The 16453-nt window shown below is 64.7% G+C and carries 10 protein-coding genes and 1 pseudogene; 8 read left to right on the plus strand and 3 right to left on the minus strand.

Features of this window, described 5'->3' with window-relative positions; translation table 11 throughout:
* Positions 1-190 precede the first annotated feature (190 nt).
* Entirely contained in the window at positions 191-1309 is a 1119-nt protein-coding gene (locus ASE82_RS04545) for an ROK family transcriptional regulator (protein ID WP_056059354.1), read from the minus strand.
* Positions 1310-1424: 115 nt separating this feature from the next.
* Here ASE82_RS04545 and ASE82_RS04550 point away from each other — a divergent pair, with 115 nt between their 5' ends.
* The 5 genes from ASE82_RS04550 to ASE82_RS04570 all read left to right on the plus strand — a co-directional run bounded on the left by ASE82_RS04550 (position 1425) and on the right by ASE82_RS04570 (position 9328).
* Positions 1425-3953, plus strand: coding sequence for a TonB-dependent receptor (locus tag ASE82_RS04550; protein ID WP_056059356.1), 2529 nt, complete (start codon positions 1425-1427; stop codon positions 3951-3953).
* Positions 3950-5101 carry a YdcF family protein gene (locus tag ASE82_RS04555; protein WP_235524571.1) on the plus strand — a complete coding sequence of 384 codons (1152 nt, stop codon included), beginning with the start codon at positions 3950-3952 and terminating at the stop codon, positions 5099-5101. Before ASE82_RS04550 ends, ASE82_RS04555 begins: the two co-directional genes overlap by 4 nt.
* Positions 5098-7371 (plus strand): glycoside hydrolase domain-containing protein, encoded by a 2274-nt coding sequence (locus tag ASE82_RS04560; RefSeq protein ID WP_082441125.1) that lies wholly within the window; start codon positions 5098-5100, stop codon positions 7369-7371. The genes ASE82_RS04555 and ASE82_RS04560 overlap by 4 nt, the downstream gene beginning before the upstream one ends.
* Before the next feature lie 46 nt (positions 7372-7417).
* Positions 7418-8695: an MFS transporter gene (locus tag ASE82_RS04565; protein ID WP_162236682.1), complete on the plus strand. Its 1278-nt coding sequence runs from the start codon at positions 7418-7420 to the stop codon at positions 8693-8695.
* 129 nt (positions 8696-8824) lie between these two features.
* Positions 8825-9328: a peptide-methionine (S)-S-oxide reductase gene (locus ASE82_RS04570; RefSeq protein ID WP_235524572.1), complete on the plus strand. Its 504-nt coding sequence runs from the start codon at positions 8825-8827 to the stop codon at positions 9326-9328.
* Between the two features lie 41 nt (positions 9329-9369).
* On the opposite strand, the gene ASE82_RS04575 is transcribed toward ASE82_RS04570, so the two are convergent.
* A complete protein-coding gene (locus ASE82_RS04575) occupies positions 9370-9936 on the minus strand; it encodes a TetR/AcrR family transcriptional regulator (protein WP_056059363.1) in 567 nt (188 codons plus the stop codon).
* A 102-nt stretch (positions 9937-10038) separates the two neighbouring features.
* Between ASE82_RS04575 and ASE82_RS04580 the strand changes: the two genes are divergently transcribed.
* Entirely contained in the window at positions 10039-10758 is a 720-nt protein-coding gene (locus ASE82_RS04580) for a glutathione S-transferase family protein (protein ID WP_056059364.1), read from the plus strand.
* Positions 10759-10819: 61 nt separating this feature from the next.
* Here the strand turns inward: ASE82_RS04580 and ASE82_RS04585 are convergent.
* Positions 10820-11149: pseudogene (locus ASE82_RS04585) on the minus strand (ankyrin repeat domain-containing protein); the annotation flags it as partial.
* A gap of 486 nt (positions 11150-11635) precedes the next feature.
* On the opposite strand from ASE82_RS04585, the gene ASE82_RS04590 reads away from it, so the two are divergent.
* Together ASE82_RS04590 and pelG are read left to right on the plus strand one after the other, a co-directional pair.
* On the plus strand, positions 11636-15031 hold the full coding sequence (locus ASE82_RS04590) for a M10 family metallopeptidase C-terminal domain-containing protein (RefSeq protein ID WP_056059366.1): 3396 nt from the start codon (positions 11636-11638) through the stop codon (positions 15029-15031).
* Between the two features lie 24 nt (positions 15032-15055).
* Positions 15056-16453 carry an exopolysaccharide Pel transporter PelG gene (gene pelG / locus ASE82_RS04595; RefSeq protein ID WP_056059368.1) on the plus strand — a complete coding sequence of 466 codons (1398 nt, stop codon included), beginning with the start codon at positions 15056-15058 and terminating at the stop codon, positions 16451-16453.

Consider the following 16453-nt stretch of genomic DNA (forward strand, 5'->3'; position numbering starts at 1 on the left):
CGCCTTGGATGCCGCTGCATGGCGAACGATGGGTTGCGAGATCGCACACGGACCCGGCAAACGGTTGGCATCAGCGGTACAGTTGCCGCTGCCGACGTCTGAACGACGGCGGCTTACACCATCTCAGCGTTCGACAGCGGACCGGCTCGTTCGCCAGTCGGCGGCTGTCGCGCTCCTGTCCAACGCGTATCTACATCACCGCGGTCGCGTGGATGGGAAGCAGCGCAGCGCCGATCGTCGCCGCGCTGCCTTCCAGCGTCGAGACCGATACGCGCGGCATTTCGCTACAATGGTCGCCGATGTGCATCGCGCCGAAATCGATATGATCGACCAGCGATTGCAGGATGGGAGCCGGAAGCGGACTGGAGATCACGAACTCGCCAGGGTCGATCCACGCGACGCCCCAGTTTATGATCGGTTCGATCTGCTTCGCCGCGCGCCGCACCCATCGATCGACGACCGTTTCATATCCCGCGGTGACTTCGTCGAAGTCCACCAACGAGTGTATCGCGCACCCCTCGTCGCGTAAGGTGGAAAGCAAATCCAGCGTCGAAGGACGGGGTTCGTTCGTCGGATAGAGGCAGCCGATTTCACCCGCGCTCGCCATCGCCCCGCGCAGGATACGGCCTTCGACGATGATCCCCGCGCCGATCCCGTGACCGAGCAGGATCACCACCGCGGTCGAACACCGGCGCATCAGCCCGCCGACATAATATTCCGCGAGCGCAGCGGTGTTGGCGTCGTTCTCGATCCATATCCGATGCCCGATATGCTCCTCGAATAGCGTCTTCAGATCGATCCCGCGCCATGCGGCAAGGCTGTCGACCGTCCAGCGCCGATTGCCCTCGGGCGATAGCGACGATCCGGGGACGCCGATCCCGACCCCCAGCAATCGCCGCCCGAGCAACCGGTTCTCGATCGCCATGTCGTGCATCGACGCCGTTACGCGCGCGGCGAAGATGCGCGGATCGGGATCGTCGAATGGCTGGGAGCTGTGCGCGATCACGCCGCCGGCATAATCGACGAGCGCCACCTCCATCAATCCGCGGTGAAGCATCGCGCCGACCGAATAGCCCGCGTCGGGCGAGATGCGGAGCGGCACCGCGGGCCGACCGGGCGTCATCGGCTCCGAACTCGAACACTCCTCGATCAGTCCATGCGCCAGCAGGTTGCTCGACAGTCGTGTCAGCTTCGACGCACTCATCGCAAGATCGGCGGCGAGCTGCTTGCGCGACCGCGCGCCGGCCGACCGGAGGACCTGCATGATCCGCCGCTCGTCATCATCGAGCCTCAGCTTCGCGTAGGACATGACCGTACTCCGTTACCGCGTCCGATAACTCGATTAGTTTATTTCGTGAAATTAATTAAAATCGTCATATTCCGCGTCCAGCGGCGTGGCATCGAACAGGGCTGGGGACGAACAGATGACCAAATTTGGCTTGCGCACGGGGTGCGCCCTTATCGCGCTGAGCATTGCGGCGCAATCGCCGGCCTGGGCCCAAACCGCCCCCGCCACGCCACCTGCCGATGCGGCCCCGGAAGCAACCGCTCCCGACGCCGCAGCACCTGACGCCGGCGGCGGTGACATCATCGTCACCGGGTCCGCACGCCAGCAGCGCCGCTTCGACGTTTCCTATGCGGTCAACTCGCTGAGCAACGCCGACATCCAGAAGCTTGCGCCGATCAACTTCGCCGACCTGCTCGGCAAGCTGCCCGGGTTCGCGGTCGAGAATACCGGTGGCGAGGTCCAGAACATCATCCGCCTACGCGGCCTGCCGAGCGACGGCGGCCTGGTCACCTTCCAGCAGGACGGCCTGCCCCTGTTCCACGAGAATGACGGCAATTTCTTCCGCGGCGACAGCATCAACCGGTTCGACCTGATGACGCAGCGCGTCGAGGTCGTGCGCGGCGGCCCTGCCCCGGTCTATGCGAGCTATGCCGCCGCGATCGTCAACAACATCACCGTGTCGGGCACCGACACGACGCGCGGCAAGGCGCAGGTTACGCTCGGCGACACCGGCCTCTACCGGCTCGACGGCTATCAGGCTGGCCCGATCGACGACTCGACGTATTACGCGATCGGCGGGTTCCTGCGCCGCCACGACGGCTACCGCGACAACGGCTTCCCGAACGATCGCGGCGGGCAGATCCGCGCCAACATCAAGCACGACCTCAGCAACGGATCGCTGCGCGTGTCGGGTAATTACCTGAACGACCACAACGTGTTCTACCTGCCGATCCCGACCGCCGACCCGCGCGATCCGAGCAAGTCGCTCAACCAGTATATCGATTTCTTCAGCGGCACGATGAACTCGCCTGCGCTGCGCAACGCCAACATCCGCTTCCGCGAGGCCGACGGCACGACGCGCAACGTCGACGTCGATCTCGGCAATGGGCGCCACACCCAGTTCGGCAATGTCGGCGTACAGTATGACGCGGACTACGACGGCTGGAAGGTCGCGGCGAAGGGCGGCGTCAGCGTCGGCAAACTCCATTTCAACGCGCTGTACTCGACCAGCAACCCTTCGGACGCCAACGCCTATGCCGCCAGCAGCCTTGCCGCCGCGCGGACCGCGTTCGGCGCAGGCGTGACCCGGCTCGGCTACGCAATCGTCGGCACCAATGGTGCCGAGGTCTACGACCCGAGCACCGCCTCAGGCCTGGTTGTCCCCGCGCAATTCCGCGACGTCGTCTCGAAATATTATTCGACGCAGGGCGACCTCAGCGTCACCCGCTCGATCACGATCGGGTTCGGCACGCATGACCTGCGCGTCGGCGTGTATGGCAGCCTGTACGGCGAGACCAACGAGGTTGCGTACCAGGACTATCTGCTCGAGGTGAAGGGCAAGCCGCGCACGCTCGACCTGATCGCCTACAACGCCGCAGGCCAGGCGGTCGGCTCGGTCACCGACAACGGCGTGCTGCGCTATACGACCACCCTCAACCGCGGCAACACCGACGCCTCGATGTACGCGCTCTATGCCAACGACACGTGGGAACTGGTCAAGGGGCTGACCCTCGACGGCGGCATCCGCCACGAGCGCTACAGTTTCAAGGGCTATGCGTTCGCAACGACGGCCGCCAATCTCGGCGACCCGAAAACGCTCGCCGACAACGCGGTCCGCGCGTTCACCGGCCAGATCATCAACTCGAAGCTCAGCCCCAGCATCACCAACTGGACGGGGGGCATCAACTACGACGTCACCAAGCACTTAGGTGCCTATGCGCGCGCCTCGCACCTCGAAACGCCGCCATCTACGCAGGTGACGTACCAGATCAACCCGACGATCATCACGTCGAAGGCGAACCAGTATGAGGTCGGCCTGAAGGCGGCGTTCGGCCGGTCGTATCTGTACCTCATCGGCTTCTATACGCGCTACAATCCGCTCAACGCGTCGTTCGTCGCGCTCGACCCGGTCACCGGCCGCAACGACCAGTCGGTGCCGTTCGTCGGCAAGGCGGAGATCAAGGGCATCGAGATCGACGGCAACCTCGCGCTGCCATACGGCTTCGCGGTCACCGGCGCGCTGACGATCAGCGATCCGCAGTATATGAGCCTCGTCAACGCCAACGGCGCGAGTGCCGGCGACGTCGAGGGCAACCAGATCGTCCGCGAGCCCAAAATCTACGGCAACATCCGGCCCTCGGTCGACTTCGACGTCGCGGGCAATTCCGTGCAGCTGTACGGCCGCTACGAATATACCGGCAAACGCTATGTCGACTTCTTCAACAACACCGCGCTGCCTTCGTATCAGACGGTCGGCGCGGGGCTCACGCTGACGCACGACACGTGGCAGATGCAGGTCGTGGGCGACAATCTGTTCAACGCGAAGGGCCTGACCGAGGGCAATACGCGTACCGACCTGTTGAGCGGCCAGGGCACTGCCGATGCTATCTATGGCCGTCCGATCTTCGGTCGCAACGTCCGCCTCGTGGTCAGCAAGTCCTGGTGACGGGACTGCGCATGATGATGGCGGCGCTGGCGATGACCGCGGCTGCACCGGTGTGGGCGGAGACGCCTGCACCGATGGCGGTCAGCGACACGGTCGTCGATACGCTGTCGGAGCGACTGTTCCCGATGCTCGGCGCGCTGGGGCGGTTGCCGGCTGGGACGCTCGATGCGCGGGCGCGACGGATTGCCGCATGCGGCGATGTGCCTGCCTGCGTGGTCGAGGCGACGATCTGGACCGATCAGGACCGGGCGATAGTAGCAAAGTTGGCGACAACTGGCGCTTTGCGATCGGTGAAGTCGAATGCGGACCTACCGGTAGCGGTGGCGCTCGATCAGGAACTGGACGGGGTGAACGTCGTGCTGCGCGTCTATGGCCTTGGCTTGGCCGGACGCTATCCCAAGATCGACGGACCGATCTTCGCGACCGGCACGCCGTTCTTTGCCGACAGCGTCAAGGTCGCGATTGATACTGCGCGTGCCGCGTCCGATGCGCCGCCCGCGACCATCGCGGCGAGCGTGCGGCTCGCGGTGGCGTTGCTCGATGCCAACGACGCGGTGGCGGCGACGCGGTTCGAACCGCTCGACCAGCGCGAGAATGCGGGCGCGCGTGCGCTGGCGGCGCGGACCGACTGGAAGGCGTTCCGCTATTCGCTGCTGATCGTCCCCGGCGTCGGCCCCGAGGACGCCGGCACTGCGCTCAGCCCGCGCAGCAAGCTCCACGCGCTGCTCGCGGCACAACGCTATCGCCAGGGTCTCGCACCGTTAATCCTCGTCTCGGGCAGCGCGGTGCACCCGCGCGGTACGCGGTTCGTCGAGGCGGTCGAGATCCGCCGTGCACTGGTCGAGCGCTACGGCATCCCGTCCGACCGCGTTATCCTGGAGCCGTATGCGCGACATACCACGACCAACCTGCGCAACGCGACGCGGCGGATGGTGGCGCTCGGCATTCCGCTCGATCTGCCGACGCTGATCGTGACCGACGCCGAGCAGAGCAAATATATCGAGAGCCCGACCTTCTCGGATCGCAACCGCACCGAACTGGGGTATTCGCCGGGCGCAGTTGGGCGGCGGCTGTCGATCTACGACCTCGAATTCCGCCCGTCGCGGCTATCGCTGCGCCACGATCCGCGCGATCCTCTCGATCCATGAAGCGGTATTTCTTGCACGTATCCAAGACGCACACGGGCACCACCACCCCGGCGGAGGCCGGGGCCCAATTGGGGGACGGCTGTAACAGCGGATCGCGCTCCGTTACGCTGACCTTCCCAATTGGGCCCCGGCCTTCGCCGGGGTGGTCTACGAAAGGGTGGCTGAGCTACCCGCTCCTCCTCGGCCTTCTCCTCACCCCCACCGCCCTCACCGCACAAGAAACCCCCGCAGACCTCGTCGATCCGTTCGTCGGCACGCTCGCCGACTTCGGACAGCTCTCCCCCGCCGCAGTCGCGCCGTTCGGGATGATGCAGCTCGGCCCCGACACCAGCCCGGCCAACCACGCGGGCTATGATCACGTGGCAACCACATTGCTCGGCTTTTCGCATACGCGCGGCGTCGGAGTCGGCTGCGGCGGTGCAGGTGGCGACCTGATGATCTCGCTGCGCTATGCCGGCGCCAGCGGTCCCGCGCTGATCGACAAGAGCAGCGAAACAGCGCGGCCCGGCATCTACCGTGTCCGCTACGATGGCGGGATCCTCGCCGAGATGGCGGCGACGCGGGGTGCGGGCGTGTTGCGCTTCACCTTGCCTCGCGCCGGCGCGGTCGACCTGCGGATCGACCCGCGACACAGCTATTCGAAACGGCTGGCAGCCAGTTGGGCGAGCCTGACCAGCGACGATCTCCGCGCCGACCTCGTCGCCGGCACGGTCTGCGATCAGGGCGCCTATCACCTCCATGCCGCCAGCCGGATTCTCGTCAACGGGCGGCCCATCCACCGGACGCTGACCGCAGGCGCGAACGATCTGGCCACGCTGCACCTCACCGGCAAAGCGGGCGATGCGATCGAAATCCGCACCGGCCTATCGACCGTCGACGGACGCGGTGCGGCGTCGGTCCGCGATACCGAACTCGGCACCGCGTCGCTCGCCGCCGTCGCGAGCAAGACGCGCGCCGCCTGGAACCGCATCCTCGGCCGTGTCGCGCTCAGCGGTTCGCAAGACGAGCGCGCGCTGTTCTACACGTCCCTCTACCGCGTGATGGAAACCCCGGTCGCGATCGATGATCCCGACGGGCGCCACCGCGACAAGGACGGCACGGTGCAGACCTCGCCGAAGGGCCGGATGCGCTACGCGAACTGGTCGCTATGGGACAATTACCGCACGCAGATGCCCTTGCTCGCGCTGCTCCAGCCCGAGCGCAGCGCCGATATCGCGCAGTCGCTGGTCGCGCTATACGCAGGCGGCAAGGCGCAGTGGTCGACTGCACACGAGCCGTTCCTGACGGTCCGTACCGAGCATGCCGGGATCGCGCTGCTCGACATGCACCGCAAGGGCATCGCGTTCGACGCAGACGCCGCGCTGGCGGGAATGGCCGCGGACAGCGACACGCTCAAGCGCGGCACGCCGGACGAGCAGATCGAGGCGGCGTATGACGATTGGGCGACCGCCGAACTCGCACGCGATCTCGGCCGCACCGATCTCGCGCGGACCTTCGCCGCCAAGGCGCAGAGCTACCGCCCGATGTGGCGATCGGTATTCCAGACGCCGGGCGCGGATGGCGACGTGGTCAAGGCGCGCGGGCTGTATCAGGGCACCTTGTGGCAATATCGCTGGGCGCCGATCTTCGACCTGCCGTGGATGACCGCGACGGTCGGGCGCGAGCGGCTACTCGGCGAGCTGCGTCATTTCTTCGACGCCGGGTTGTTCAACATGACCAACGAGCCCGACATCCAGGTACCGTGGATGTTCGCCGCGCTGGGTCAGCCGCAAGCCACGGCCAGCCTCGTCCGGACGATCCTGACCAAGCCGATCGCGCATCCCTATACCAACAGCGGCAAGCTGCCGGTGCCGTTCGTCGGCCGCAGCTTCGCGCTGTCGCCGCAGGGGTTTGCCGACGGAATGGACGACGATGCCGGCGGGATGACCGCGTGGTACGTGTTCGCGACACTCGGCCTGTACCCGCTCGTGCCGGGCGAGCCGTGGTATGTCGTGACGACTCCGGCGTTCGCGCGGTCCGATATCGATCTCGGCAGCGGACGCAGATTGACGATCCGCCGCGACGGACCGGAGGACGGCGTGATCGCACGCGCCAGCCTGAACGGGCGCGCCCTGCCCGACTTCCGCGTCGACCACGCCGCTTTGCTACGCGGTGGCATCTTGGCGATCACGACCGTCGCCCCGTCCACGGGAACCGCCAGACGAAATGTCCCGCAACTGCAAGACACAGCCGCTAAGACGCTGACGGATGGAGCACGCCGCCGCCGATGACTTAGCGTCCGCATTCGGACATCGGCCGCAGGCCGGTCGGATGCGCATGGTCGGTTACGCCAGCGGCAATTTCGGCAAGAACGTCCTCGCGTCGACGATGGACGTGTTCCTGTTGTTCGTCCTGACCGAGCGTTGGGGCGTATCGGCTGGGGTCGCCGGACTGGTCGTGATGATCGGGCTCGTCTGGGACGGCCTCTGCGATCCCCTGCTCGGGCGCCTGCTCGATCGGTCCACCGACAGGCTCGGCACGTATCGTCGCCTTCTGTTCGTCGGAGCGCCCTTTGTCGGGATTTTCTTTGCGATCTTCTTCGTCGATCCGGGCTGGCGCGGCGGCGCGATCCTCGCCTGGGCAATCGCGATCGTGTTGCTGTTCCGTACTGCGTACTCGGTCTGCGACGTAGCGCACAACGCGCTGATGATGCGGATGACCAAGACCCCGGGCGCGGCGACGACCTTGTCCGGCCTGCGGTACATGTTCAGCTGCCTTGGTGCCCTGGCGGTCGCGCATTTCGCACAGGCGTTCGTCGATCCGACGAATGACGGAGGCTATGAGCTGCTCGCCGTGTCCAGTTTTGCCGCCTTGGCATATGTCGGCACGCTGTGGCTGTCCTCGGCATCGGTACCGGTGGCGAGCATACCGCAATCCGAGCCAAAGCACGGCGGATCGCTTGCGTGGATCATCGGCAATCGGCCGCTCCTGATGTTGCTCGCGCTCGGGTTCGCACAGGCCCTGACCTTGCCGTTCTTCGCGCGATCGTTCGCCTATATCGGGAAGGGCGTGATCCATGACGCGGCGTGGACGGGCCGCGCGCTGACGACGCTTGCGGTGTCGCAACTCGTGGCGCTGCCGGCGTGGATGGCGATTGCCCGTCGTGTCCGGCAGCGAGAGGTTCTGGCCGCAGCGCTGACCATCATCGCCATCGGTCTTCTCGTATTCGCAACGGGCAAATTCGGGACGATAGCGGGCATCGCGTTGTTCGGGATCGGCAACGCAGGATTGCAGATGATGATCTGGGTACTGCTCGCCGGATCGATCGACCACGGCGAGCACCGGACGGGTATCCGGCTTGAGGGGCTACCGGTAGCGCTGTTGCTTCTCACCTTGAAGCTTGGCGGCGGCATCAGCGGAGCACTGCTCGGGCGCGGCCTGTCGATCATCGGGTGGGACGCATCGGCGCCCTTCGGCCCGGTCGAGCAGCGCAATTTGCTGACGATGGCCTGGATGGTGCCACTGGTCGGCGCACTCATCTGCCTCGCTGCACTGGCCTCACTAAAATTCCGACCGTCGACAGGACGCGCGATGGTGGCGGCCCGAAACGGGTGAAGCAACGTCGGACGCGGCATCCCCCATTGGCATGTGCCCGCATCCGACTTCAGGAATCTTGGCCACCGGGTTCAAGACCTGCGGCCAGCGTCCATATGCATCATGCGGTCAGGGCACGGGAGAGCGGGATTGGATAGAATCGGGTTTGGCGGCGGCTGCCATTGGTGCACCGAGGGTGTCTTTCAGGCGCTGCGCGGCGTCGACCACGTCGATCAGGGCTTCATTCGGTCGGAGGCGCCTTCGGACGTGTGGGCCGAAGCCGTGATCGTCAGCTTCGACCCCGCAATCATCAGCCTGTCGACGCTGGCGGAGGTTCACCTGAGAACGCATTCGGCGAACGGCATCTACTCGCCCGGCGGGCGGTATCGGAGCGCGATCTATGTCTTCGCCGCGGATCAACACGATGACGTTGCCCGCGTGATCGCTCGGTTTGTCGAGGAAACTGGCGAGACGGCGCGTACAGCGGTTCTTCCCTTCGTCGACTTCAAACCCTCGGACGCGCGGTACCAGAACTACTACCGGACTGACCCGGACAGGCCGTTTTGTCGTCGCTACATCGATCCAAAGCTGGACTACATCCGTCGCCATTTTGCCGAAATTGCCTTACCGGAAGGCCCGGCTCGGGAGCTTTGACCGACGCATTCGGTCGAACACCGCATGTCCGGCCCCTGCTACTAAGCCGGCAAAAGCCCGGCCGCGCGGTAGCTGTCGATCATCGTATCGAAGAGGGCAATATCCGCACGACCGCGTGCGAACAGTTGGGCGCCCGCAACCGCCGCATAGATCGCCCTAGCTCGGCTTTCGCTTTCGTCGGGACCCAGGATTTCGGCGTCGACGAGGAGCGTGCTGAGCCACGCTACGTTGACGTCTGCAAAGTTCTGCACCTCGATTTTGACCGGGTCGGGGAGATCGTCGTATTCGGCGGCCATGAAGCTCGACAGGCAGATGCGATTGTCGTTCGCGAGCGACTTGCGAAAGATCTCGGGGTAGCGACATAGGGCGATGCGCGGATCGTGCGCCTCGTCCGATATAGCCGCCAGTTGCGTGACGGTATCTTCCCAATAGCGTCGCGCGACCGCCGCGCCCAGCTCGGCCTTCGTCGCGAAATGATGATAGATGCTGGGTGCCTTGATCCCGACCTCGGCAGCGATGTCGCGAAAGTTGAGGCCGTTATAGCCGCGGGCCATCGCGCTTCGCTTCGCGGCGGCGAGCACGGCTTCCCTGGAATTCGAACTCGCCATAGACATTTCCATCCCGCCAACCGACCAACTGGTAGATAGACGTTGACGTGCACCACGCAAGCACGCAGTTAGCCACTACCGATCACTTGGTAGGGATACGTCATGACGGTTCAAACGTCGCCATCGACCACAAAGCTTCGCCTGTTCACCTCTCCGTCCGCCTTCCCGAACCCGCAGCGCCTGCGCATCTTCCTGCACGAAAAAGGCATTGCCGACCGCTTCGACGAAACGGTCTACGACATGTCGCCGGTCGGCGAGCAGCGGCAGTGGAAGCACCTGAAGATGAATCCCTGGGGCGAGACGCCGACGCTCGAACTGGCGGATGGCAGCTTCATCTCAGAGACGGCCGCAGTCGTTCGCTATCTCGACCAAACATATCCGGGCCGGCGGATCATGGGCGAGACACCGGAGCAGCAGGGTCTCGACACGATGTGGGACAACCGCATCTGGGTGCACATCCTCTACCGCATCACGACCGCGTTCCACGTCCTCCATCAGGGTCTTGGCCCCAAGCTCGAGCTGACCGCGAACGCCGCGTGGGGCGAGCATTGCCGCAAGGAGGCGCTGGCGCATACCGCGCTGGTCGACCGGCATCTGTCGGACGGTCGCGCGTGGATGCTGGGCGGTGACGAGCCGACCTTCTCGGACATCACGATGGCGACCGCGATCGCGTTCTCGAAGTTCGCGGTGAACGCGATGCCGCTCGACGAGCGCTTTGAGCAGATCGACGCGTTCTGGCGGCGCTGGCAGGGACGACCAACGTTCCTCGCTGCCTATGCGGACCAGAGCAGCGGCGTGCCGGAACTCGACAATCGGCCGTAACTGATCCTCTTCGTCGTTCCGCACGTGCCGACGACCGGTCCGTGCGGAACGACATCGACACTCAGTGCTTTACGCGTGCCGCCATCGGAGCGTTGCCCTGATCGGCGGCGACCGAGTTGGCCGAGCGACCCGCGGCATCTTGGATCGAACGATTGGCACCCGCAGCGAGCAGCATGTCGACCTGCCGCGTGCGGTTGAAGAGCGATGCCATCATCAGCGCGGTCTGGCCGGCGTTGTTGCGCGCGTTCACGTCGCATCCGGCCTTCAACAGGCGTGCGGCGATTGAGTCCTCGCCCTTGAAGGCGACGCCCATCTGCGCGGTGTTGCTCTGATCGCGATCGGGACGACACGCGTTCGCACCCTTCGCGATCAGCAAGTCGACGGTCGCTGCCTGACCGTTATAGGAAGATTAGTCAATGATACCATCGTCATGGCGACCATTTGGTACCAAACTTTCAAAGATGCTAGCAGCCCCCAGCTCCGGACGTGCAGTCACAGTTTCGGGCCTACCAAAACCCGAACACCCCTTCATCTCGGTTTCACACGCCGACAAATAGTCTTTGAAAGATAATAGGTGAGACTTAACTGCCGCTGCCAGCGCCTTCGGTATTCGACTGCTTTCTACGAACAAGGCCTATGGAAGGGGGCAAGGATCTACTTGAATCGCCCAACAGTCCGTTGTCATCCCGCCCTCATGCCTATCTGGTGCGAGCACGGCGGTGAGACGAGCATCCCCGTACCACGGTGAGACAGTTCCGCCCAAGCTGAGTATCTAAGCTGTTCGAAAGACGGAATGTATTCGCTAAGCGGCGCTCGAGCTTCGTGACGGGCAGCCTTGCCGCCCTCGTGAAGCCCGTGGCTGAAACGGGGACGAACGATGACGAACGCAACACCGGTGATGCTAGATGGCATGCTAAATGACTGGACCACCGCTGATCGCATCGATCGTGGTCTGGGCACCGGCTATGCGATCTATGCCCGTAGCGACGGTGCCGATTTTGCCTTCGCGATGACCGCCCCAACCATGATCGGCGCGAATACCACCGCTTGGCTTAACACCGATCGTAACGCCAAGACCGGATACCAGGTGTTCGGCTTTGCCGGCGGTGCCGAGTATAACGTCAACTTCGCCGCCGACGGTACGGTGTCGCTGTACAGCGGTGCGGCCGGGCAGACCCTCGTAGCTAGCGGTTTGCAGGCGGCGTGGTCCGCCGATCGCACCACCGTCGAGTTCAAGGTGCCCAAGGCGGCGATCGGCAATCCGCAGGCGATCGACACGATCTACGACGTCAACGACACCGCGTTTCTGCCGGGCAATTATTCGAACCCCGCGTTCACCGTCTTCAACGACACCGGCATCGTCGCCGACGCGTCGCGCCGGATCGCGATCGTCTGGTCAGATTCGACCGCCAACGCCTATTTCAGCAAGACCGCCTATTCGCAGTTGTTCATGGCCGCGCAGTCCCAGGCGATGCAGGCTGGCGTGCCGTTCGATATCCTGAACGAGGGCGACCTCACCAGCCTGGCGACGCTCGCCAAGTACGACACGATCGTCTTCCCGTCGTTCCGCAACGTCGAGGCGGGCAAGGCGGACCTGATCGCGCAGACGCTGGAGCAGGCGACCAAGCAGTTCGGCATCGGCCTGGTCGCAGCGGGCGAGTTCATGACCAACGGCGCCGACAATACCGCGCTCGCTGGCGACTCATATTCGCGGATGAAGCTGTTGTTCGACGCGACGCGCGTGACCGGTGGATTCCCCGCCGACGTGACGGTGAAGGCGAGCGATGCGTCGCACCTCGTGCTCGACGGCTACACGGACGGCCAAGTCATCCGCCAATATACCGGTGTCGGCTGGAACGCGTTCACCAGCGTCAGCGGGACCGGGACGACGATCGCGACCGAGACGGTCAACGGCCAGACCTATTCGGCAGCGATCGCGACGCAGACGGGGGGCCGCAACGTGCTGTTCTCCAGTGAAGCGGTGATGGCCGACGACAATCTGCTGCAGAAGGCGATCGACTATTCGGTGCATGGCGACGGCCTGTCGGTCGGGTTGCAGATGACCCGTCAGGCCGGGCTGTTCGCGTCGCGCGTCGACATGGACCAGAGCAAGCAGATCGAGGAAGTCAATCCGGCCGGCACCGCGCCTGGAATCTACGACAAGCTGCTGCCGATCCTGACCGAGTGGAAGACGAACTATAATTTCGTCGGCAGCTATTACGTCAACATCGGCAACGATCCGGCCAATGGCGAGGCGACCGACTGGGCTGTGTCGCTGCCGGTATACAAGGCGCTGCTCGATGCGGGCAACGAGATCGGCACGCACAGCTATACGCATCCGATGGACACCAACCTGCTCACCGACGCGCAGATCGCGTTCGAGTTCGGCCAGTCGCGGACCGAGCTTGAAAAGCAGCTGAGCGCGTATCTCGGCAAGACCGTGACGGTCGGTGGTGCCGCGGTACCGGGTGCGCCCGAGCAGATCGCGACGAGCCAGGAAATCCTGAAATACGTGACGTATCTCAGCGGCGGCTATTCGGGCGTCGGTGCCGGCTATCCCAACGCAATCGGCTATATGACGCCGCAGAACGCCACCGATGACAAGGTCTATCTGGCGCCCAACACATCCTTCGACTTCTCGCTGATCGAGTTCCAGAAGAAGACCGTCGCCGAGGCCAGCGCGACATGGGCGAAGGAATTCGGCGCGCTGACCGCCAATGCCGATACCCCCGTCATCGTTTGGCCTTGGCATGACTACGGCCCGACGATGTGGGCCAGCGACGGCGCGACCAGCCTCTACACCAAGCAGATGTTCACGACGTTCATCGCGCAGGCAGCTGCGGCTGGCGTCGAGTTCGTGACGCTCGCCGATCTCGCAGGGCGCATCAGCGTGTTCCAGAATGCAACGATCACTTCGACCGTCGTCGGCAACACGATCACCGCGACGGTCGGCGCGACCACGGGCACCTTCTCGCTCGACGTCGATGGCCAGAGCAGCGGTCAGGTGATCAAGAACGTCGCCAACTGGTACGCCTACGACGCGGACACGGTGTTCCTGCCGAAGGCGGGCGGCACCTATGTGATCACGATGGGCGCGGTCGCGGACGACGTGACGCACATCACCGCGCTGCCGATGCGTGCGACGCTGACGACGCTGAGCGGCGACGGCCGCGACCTTGCGTTCACGGTCGAGGGCGAAGGCAAGGTCACCGTCGACCTGAAGGCGCCGGGGACCGATTGGACGACGGTGAGCGGCGGCACGATCGCGAGCCAGATCGGCGAGATCCTGACGATCGATCTTGGCGCGATCGGCGTGCACGACGTCAAGATCGGCCATCAGGCGAACGTCGATCCGGTGCTGACCTCGTTCGGCGGCGGCACGACGGGATCGCTGTCGATTGCCGAGAACGGCACGGCGCTGACCACCATCACCGCGACCGACGCGAACATGGTCTGGGGCGATTCGATCAAATATTCGATCGGTACGGGCGGCGACGGCGCCAATTTCTCGATCGACGCGACGACCGGCGTGCTGAAGTTCGTCACGGCACCCGATTACGAAGCACCGACCGACGCCAACCGCGACAATATCTACGGCGTAACCGTGGTAGCGACCGATGCGCGGGGCGCGATCGACACGCAGACGCTGACGATCGGCGTGACCGATGTTGTCGGGATCACCAAGACCGGTACGATGTTCGCCGACATGATCAACGGCACGAGCGAGCAGGACGTGCTCGATGGCGGATGGGGCAACGACGTGCTGAACGGGCTTGGCGGCAACGATCGTCTGACCGGTGGTCTCGGCAACGATACGCTCAACGGCGGCGCGGGCAACGATACGTTGATCGGTGGCGACGGTCGCGACATCCTCAACGGTGGCGACGGCAACGACATCCTGATCGGTGGCGACGACATGGACACGATGACCGGCGGCGCAGGCGCGGACGTCTTCCGCTTCGAAGTGAAGGGCGACAGCCTGACGTCGTCGTCGCGCGACGTCATCACCGACTTCACCGTCGGGCACGACAAGATCGACCTGTCGATGATTGACGCCAACACGTCGCTGTTCGCGCGTGGCGATCAGGCGTTCAGCTTCATCGGTACGACCGGCAAGTTCACCGCACCGGGGCAGCTCCGCTACAGCTACCAGATGATCGGCGGGAAGGAATTCACCGTCGTCGAGGGCAATACCGACAGCGGTTCGGCCGCCGACTTCTCGATCGCGCTGACCGGGCATCACGTGCTGACTGCGAACGATTTCTTCATGTAGTCCGCGGCATAGGCCGGCAGTGTTATGGCGGGCATAGGCTTCCAACTAGCGAAAACCGCGCTTGAGGGCGGCGTCGGCGGGATCGTCGGCGCCGCCGCATTCGGTGCGGTGATCAGCGCCGGGCCGTGGCTGATCACCGCGGTCGCGATGGCGATGCTGAACCACTGGTCGGGCGCGCACCTTGGCGCCGATGGCGCGCGGACGGTGCAGACGATCTTGGTCTATGCATTCAGCCTGTCCGCGCTGGCGGCGGCGCCAGTCGGCATCCTCGCGACGCGAATGGTCGCAGATCGTATCTTCGCACGCGATGGGGGCGGTGTTTCCGGCATCATGCTAGTCGCGCTCGCCATCGGTGGCGCGATCGCGCTGGGAATCGGCGCGGTTGTGTTCGGGACCCTCGCTCGGCTCCAGCTTGGTGAGGCCGCCCTTGCAACGCTGATCCTCGCGTGGCTGACGCAGGTCTGGATCGCTGCTCCCCTGCTTACGGCCCTGCGCCGCTACCGTGCCATCCCCCTCGCCTATCTGCTCGGCATCGGTTTTGCGACGATGTTGCTGGCGCTGTTGCCGAAGCCTGACGTCGTCACCGTGCTTGCGGTCATCGCCGGCGGTATCGGGCTGACGCTGGCCGCGATCGTCGTCGTGATCCGTCGGCACTTCTCCGCGCCGCCCGTCCTGCCGACGCGCGATGCGATGGCGCCGCGGCTTGCGTGGATCGTTGCAGCGGCAGGCATCGCCGGGGTCGCGGCGATCTGGATCGACAAATGGCTGTTGTGGGCGGGGCCCGACAGCATCCGCGCGATCGGGCTGTTGCGACTCAATCCGATTAACGACCAGGGCAGCTTTCTCGGGCTGCTGACGATGGTGCCGGGCCTGACGCTGTTGCTGATCGTCACCGAGACGCGGTTCGATCGCGCGTTCGGCGACATGATCGTGCGGTGTACCGGCACGTCGACGCTGCAACGGATCGAGGAGGCGCGCAGCGAACTCGCGCGGACGATGTTCGACGGGCTGCGGATCATGCTGCTGGTGCAGGCGCTCGTCGCCGCGCTCGCCTGGGTGTTCGCGGTGCCGCTGTTCGAATTGATCGGCGCGGACGCGCGGGCGATTTTCGCGTTTCGCCAGACCTCGCTCGGCACGGTCTTTCACCTCGTGGTGATCGCGACGACGGTCGTGCTCGCTTATTACGACCTGTTCGGGCGGATTCTGCTGACGTGGACGGCGTTCGCGATCGGCAGCGGCGTCGCAACGTTGTTGCAATGGGATGCGGGGTTTGCCGCATTCGGCTGGGGCTATATGGCCGGCGCCGTGATCGGTGCGTCGGTCGGCTTGGCGCTGGTCGCCGAGGCTACGGTAAACCTCACTTACCTGCTGTTCGTCGGCAACAATCCCTCGGTCGTGGGGCATGGAGGGCGTCTGTTGTGA

Origin of the sequence: Sphingomonas sp. Leaf230, assembly GCF_001421745.1 — a bacterium.
GTDB lineage: Bacteria > Pseudomonadota > Alphaproteobacteria > Sphingomonadales > Sphingomonadaceae > Sphingomonas.

Bases quoted from the DNA above. Each gene is read 5' to 3' on its own strand.
- ASE82_RS04545 (WP_056059354.1), bottom strand. From the start codon at position 1,309: ATGTCCTACGCGAAGCTGAGGCTCGATGATGACGAGCGGCGGATCATG.
- ASE82_RS04550 (WP_056059356.1), top strand. From the start codon at position 1,425: ATGACCAAATTTGGCTTGCGCACGGGGTGCGCCCTTATCGCGCTGAGC.
- ASE82_RS04560 (WP_082441125.1), top strand. From the start codon at position 5,098: ATGAAGCGGTATTTCTTGCACGTATCCAAGACGCACACGGGCACCACC.
- ASE82_RS04565 (WP_162236682.1), top strand. From the start codon at position 7,418: ATGGTCGGTTACGCCAGCGGCAATTTCGGCAAGAACGTCCTCGCGTCG.
- ASE82_RS04575 (WP_056059363.1), bottom strand. From the start codon at position 9,936: ATGGCGAGTTCGAATTCCAGGGAAGCCGTGCTCGCCGCCGCGAAGCGA.
- ASE82_RS04580 (WP_056059364.1), top strand. From the start codon at position 10,039: ATGACGGTTCAAACGTCGCCATCGACCACAAAGCTTCGCCTGTTCACC.
- ASE82_RS04590 (WP_056059366.1), top strand. From the start codon at position 11,636: ATGACGAACGCAACACCGGTGATGCTAGATGGCATGCTAAATGACTGG.
- pelG (WP_056059368.1), top strand. From the start codon at position 15,056: ATGGCGGGCATAGGCTTCCAACTAGCGAAAACCGCGCTTGAGGGCGGC.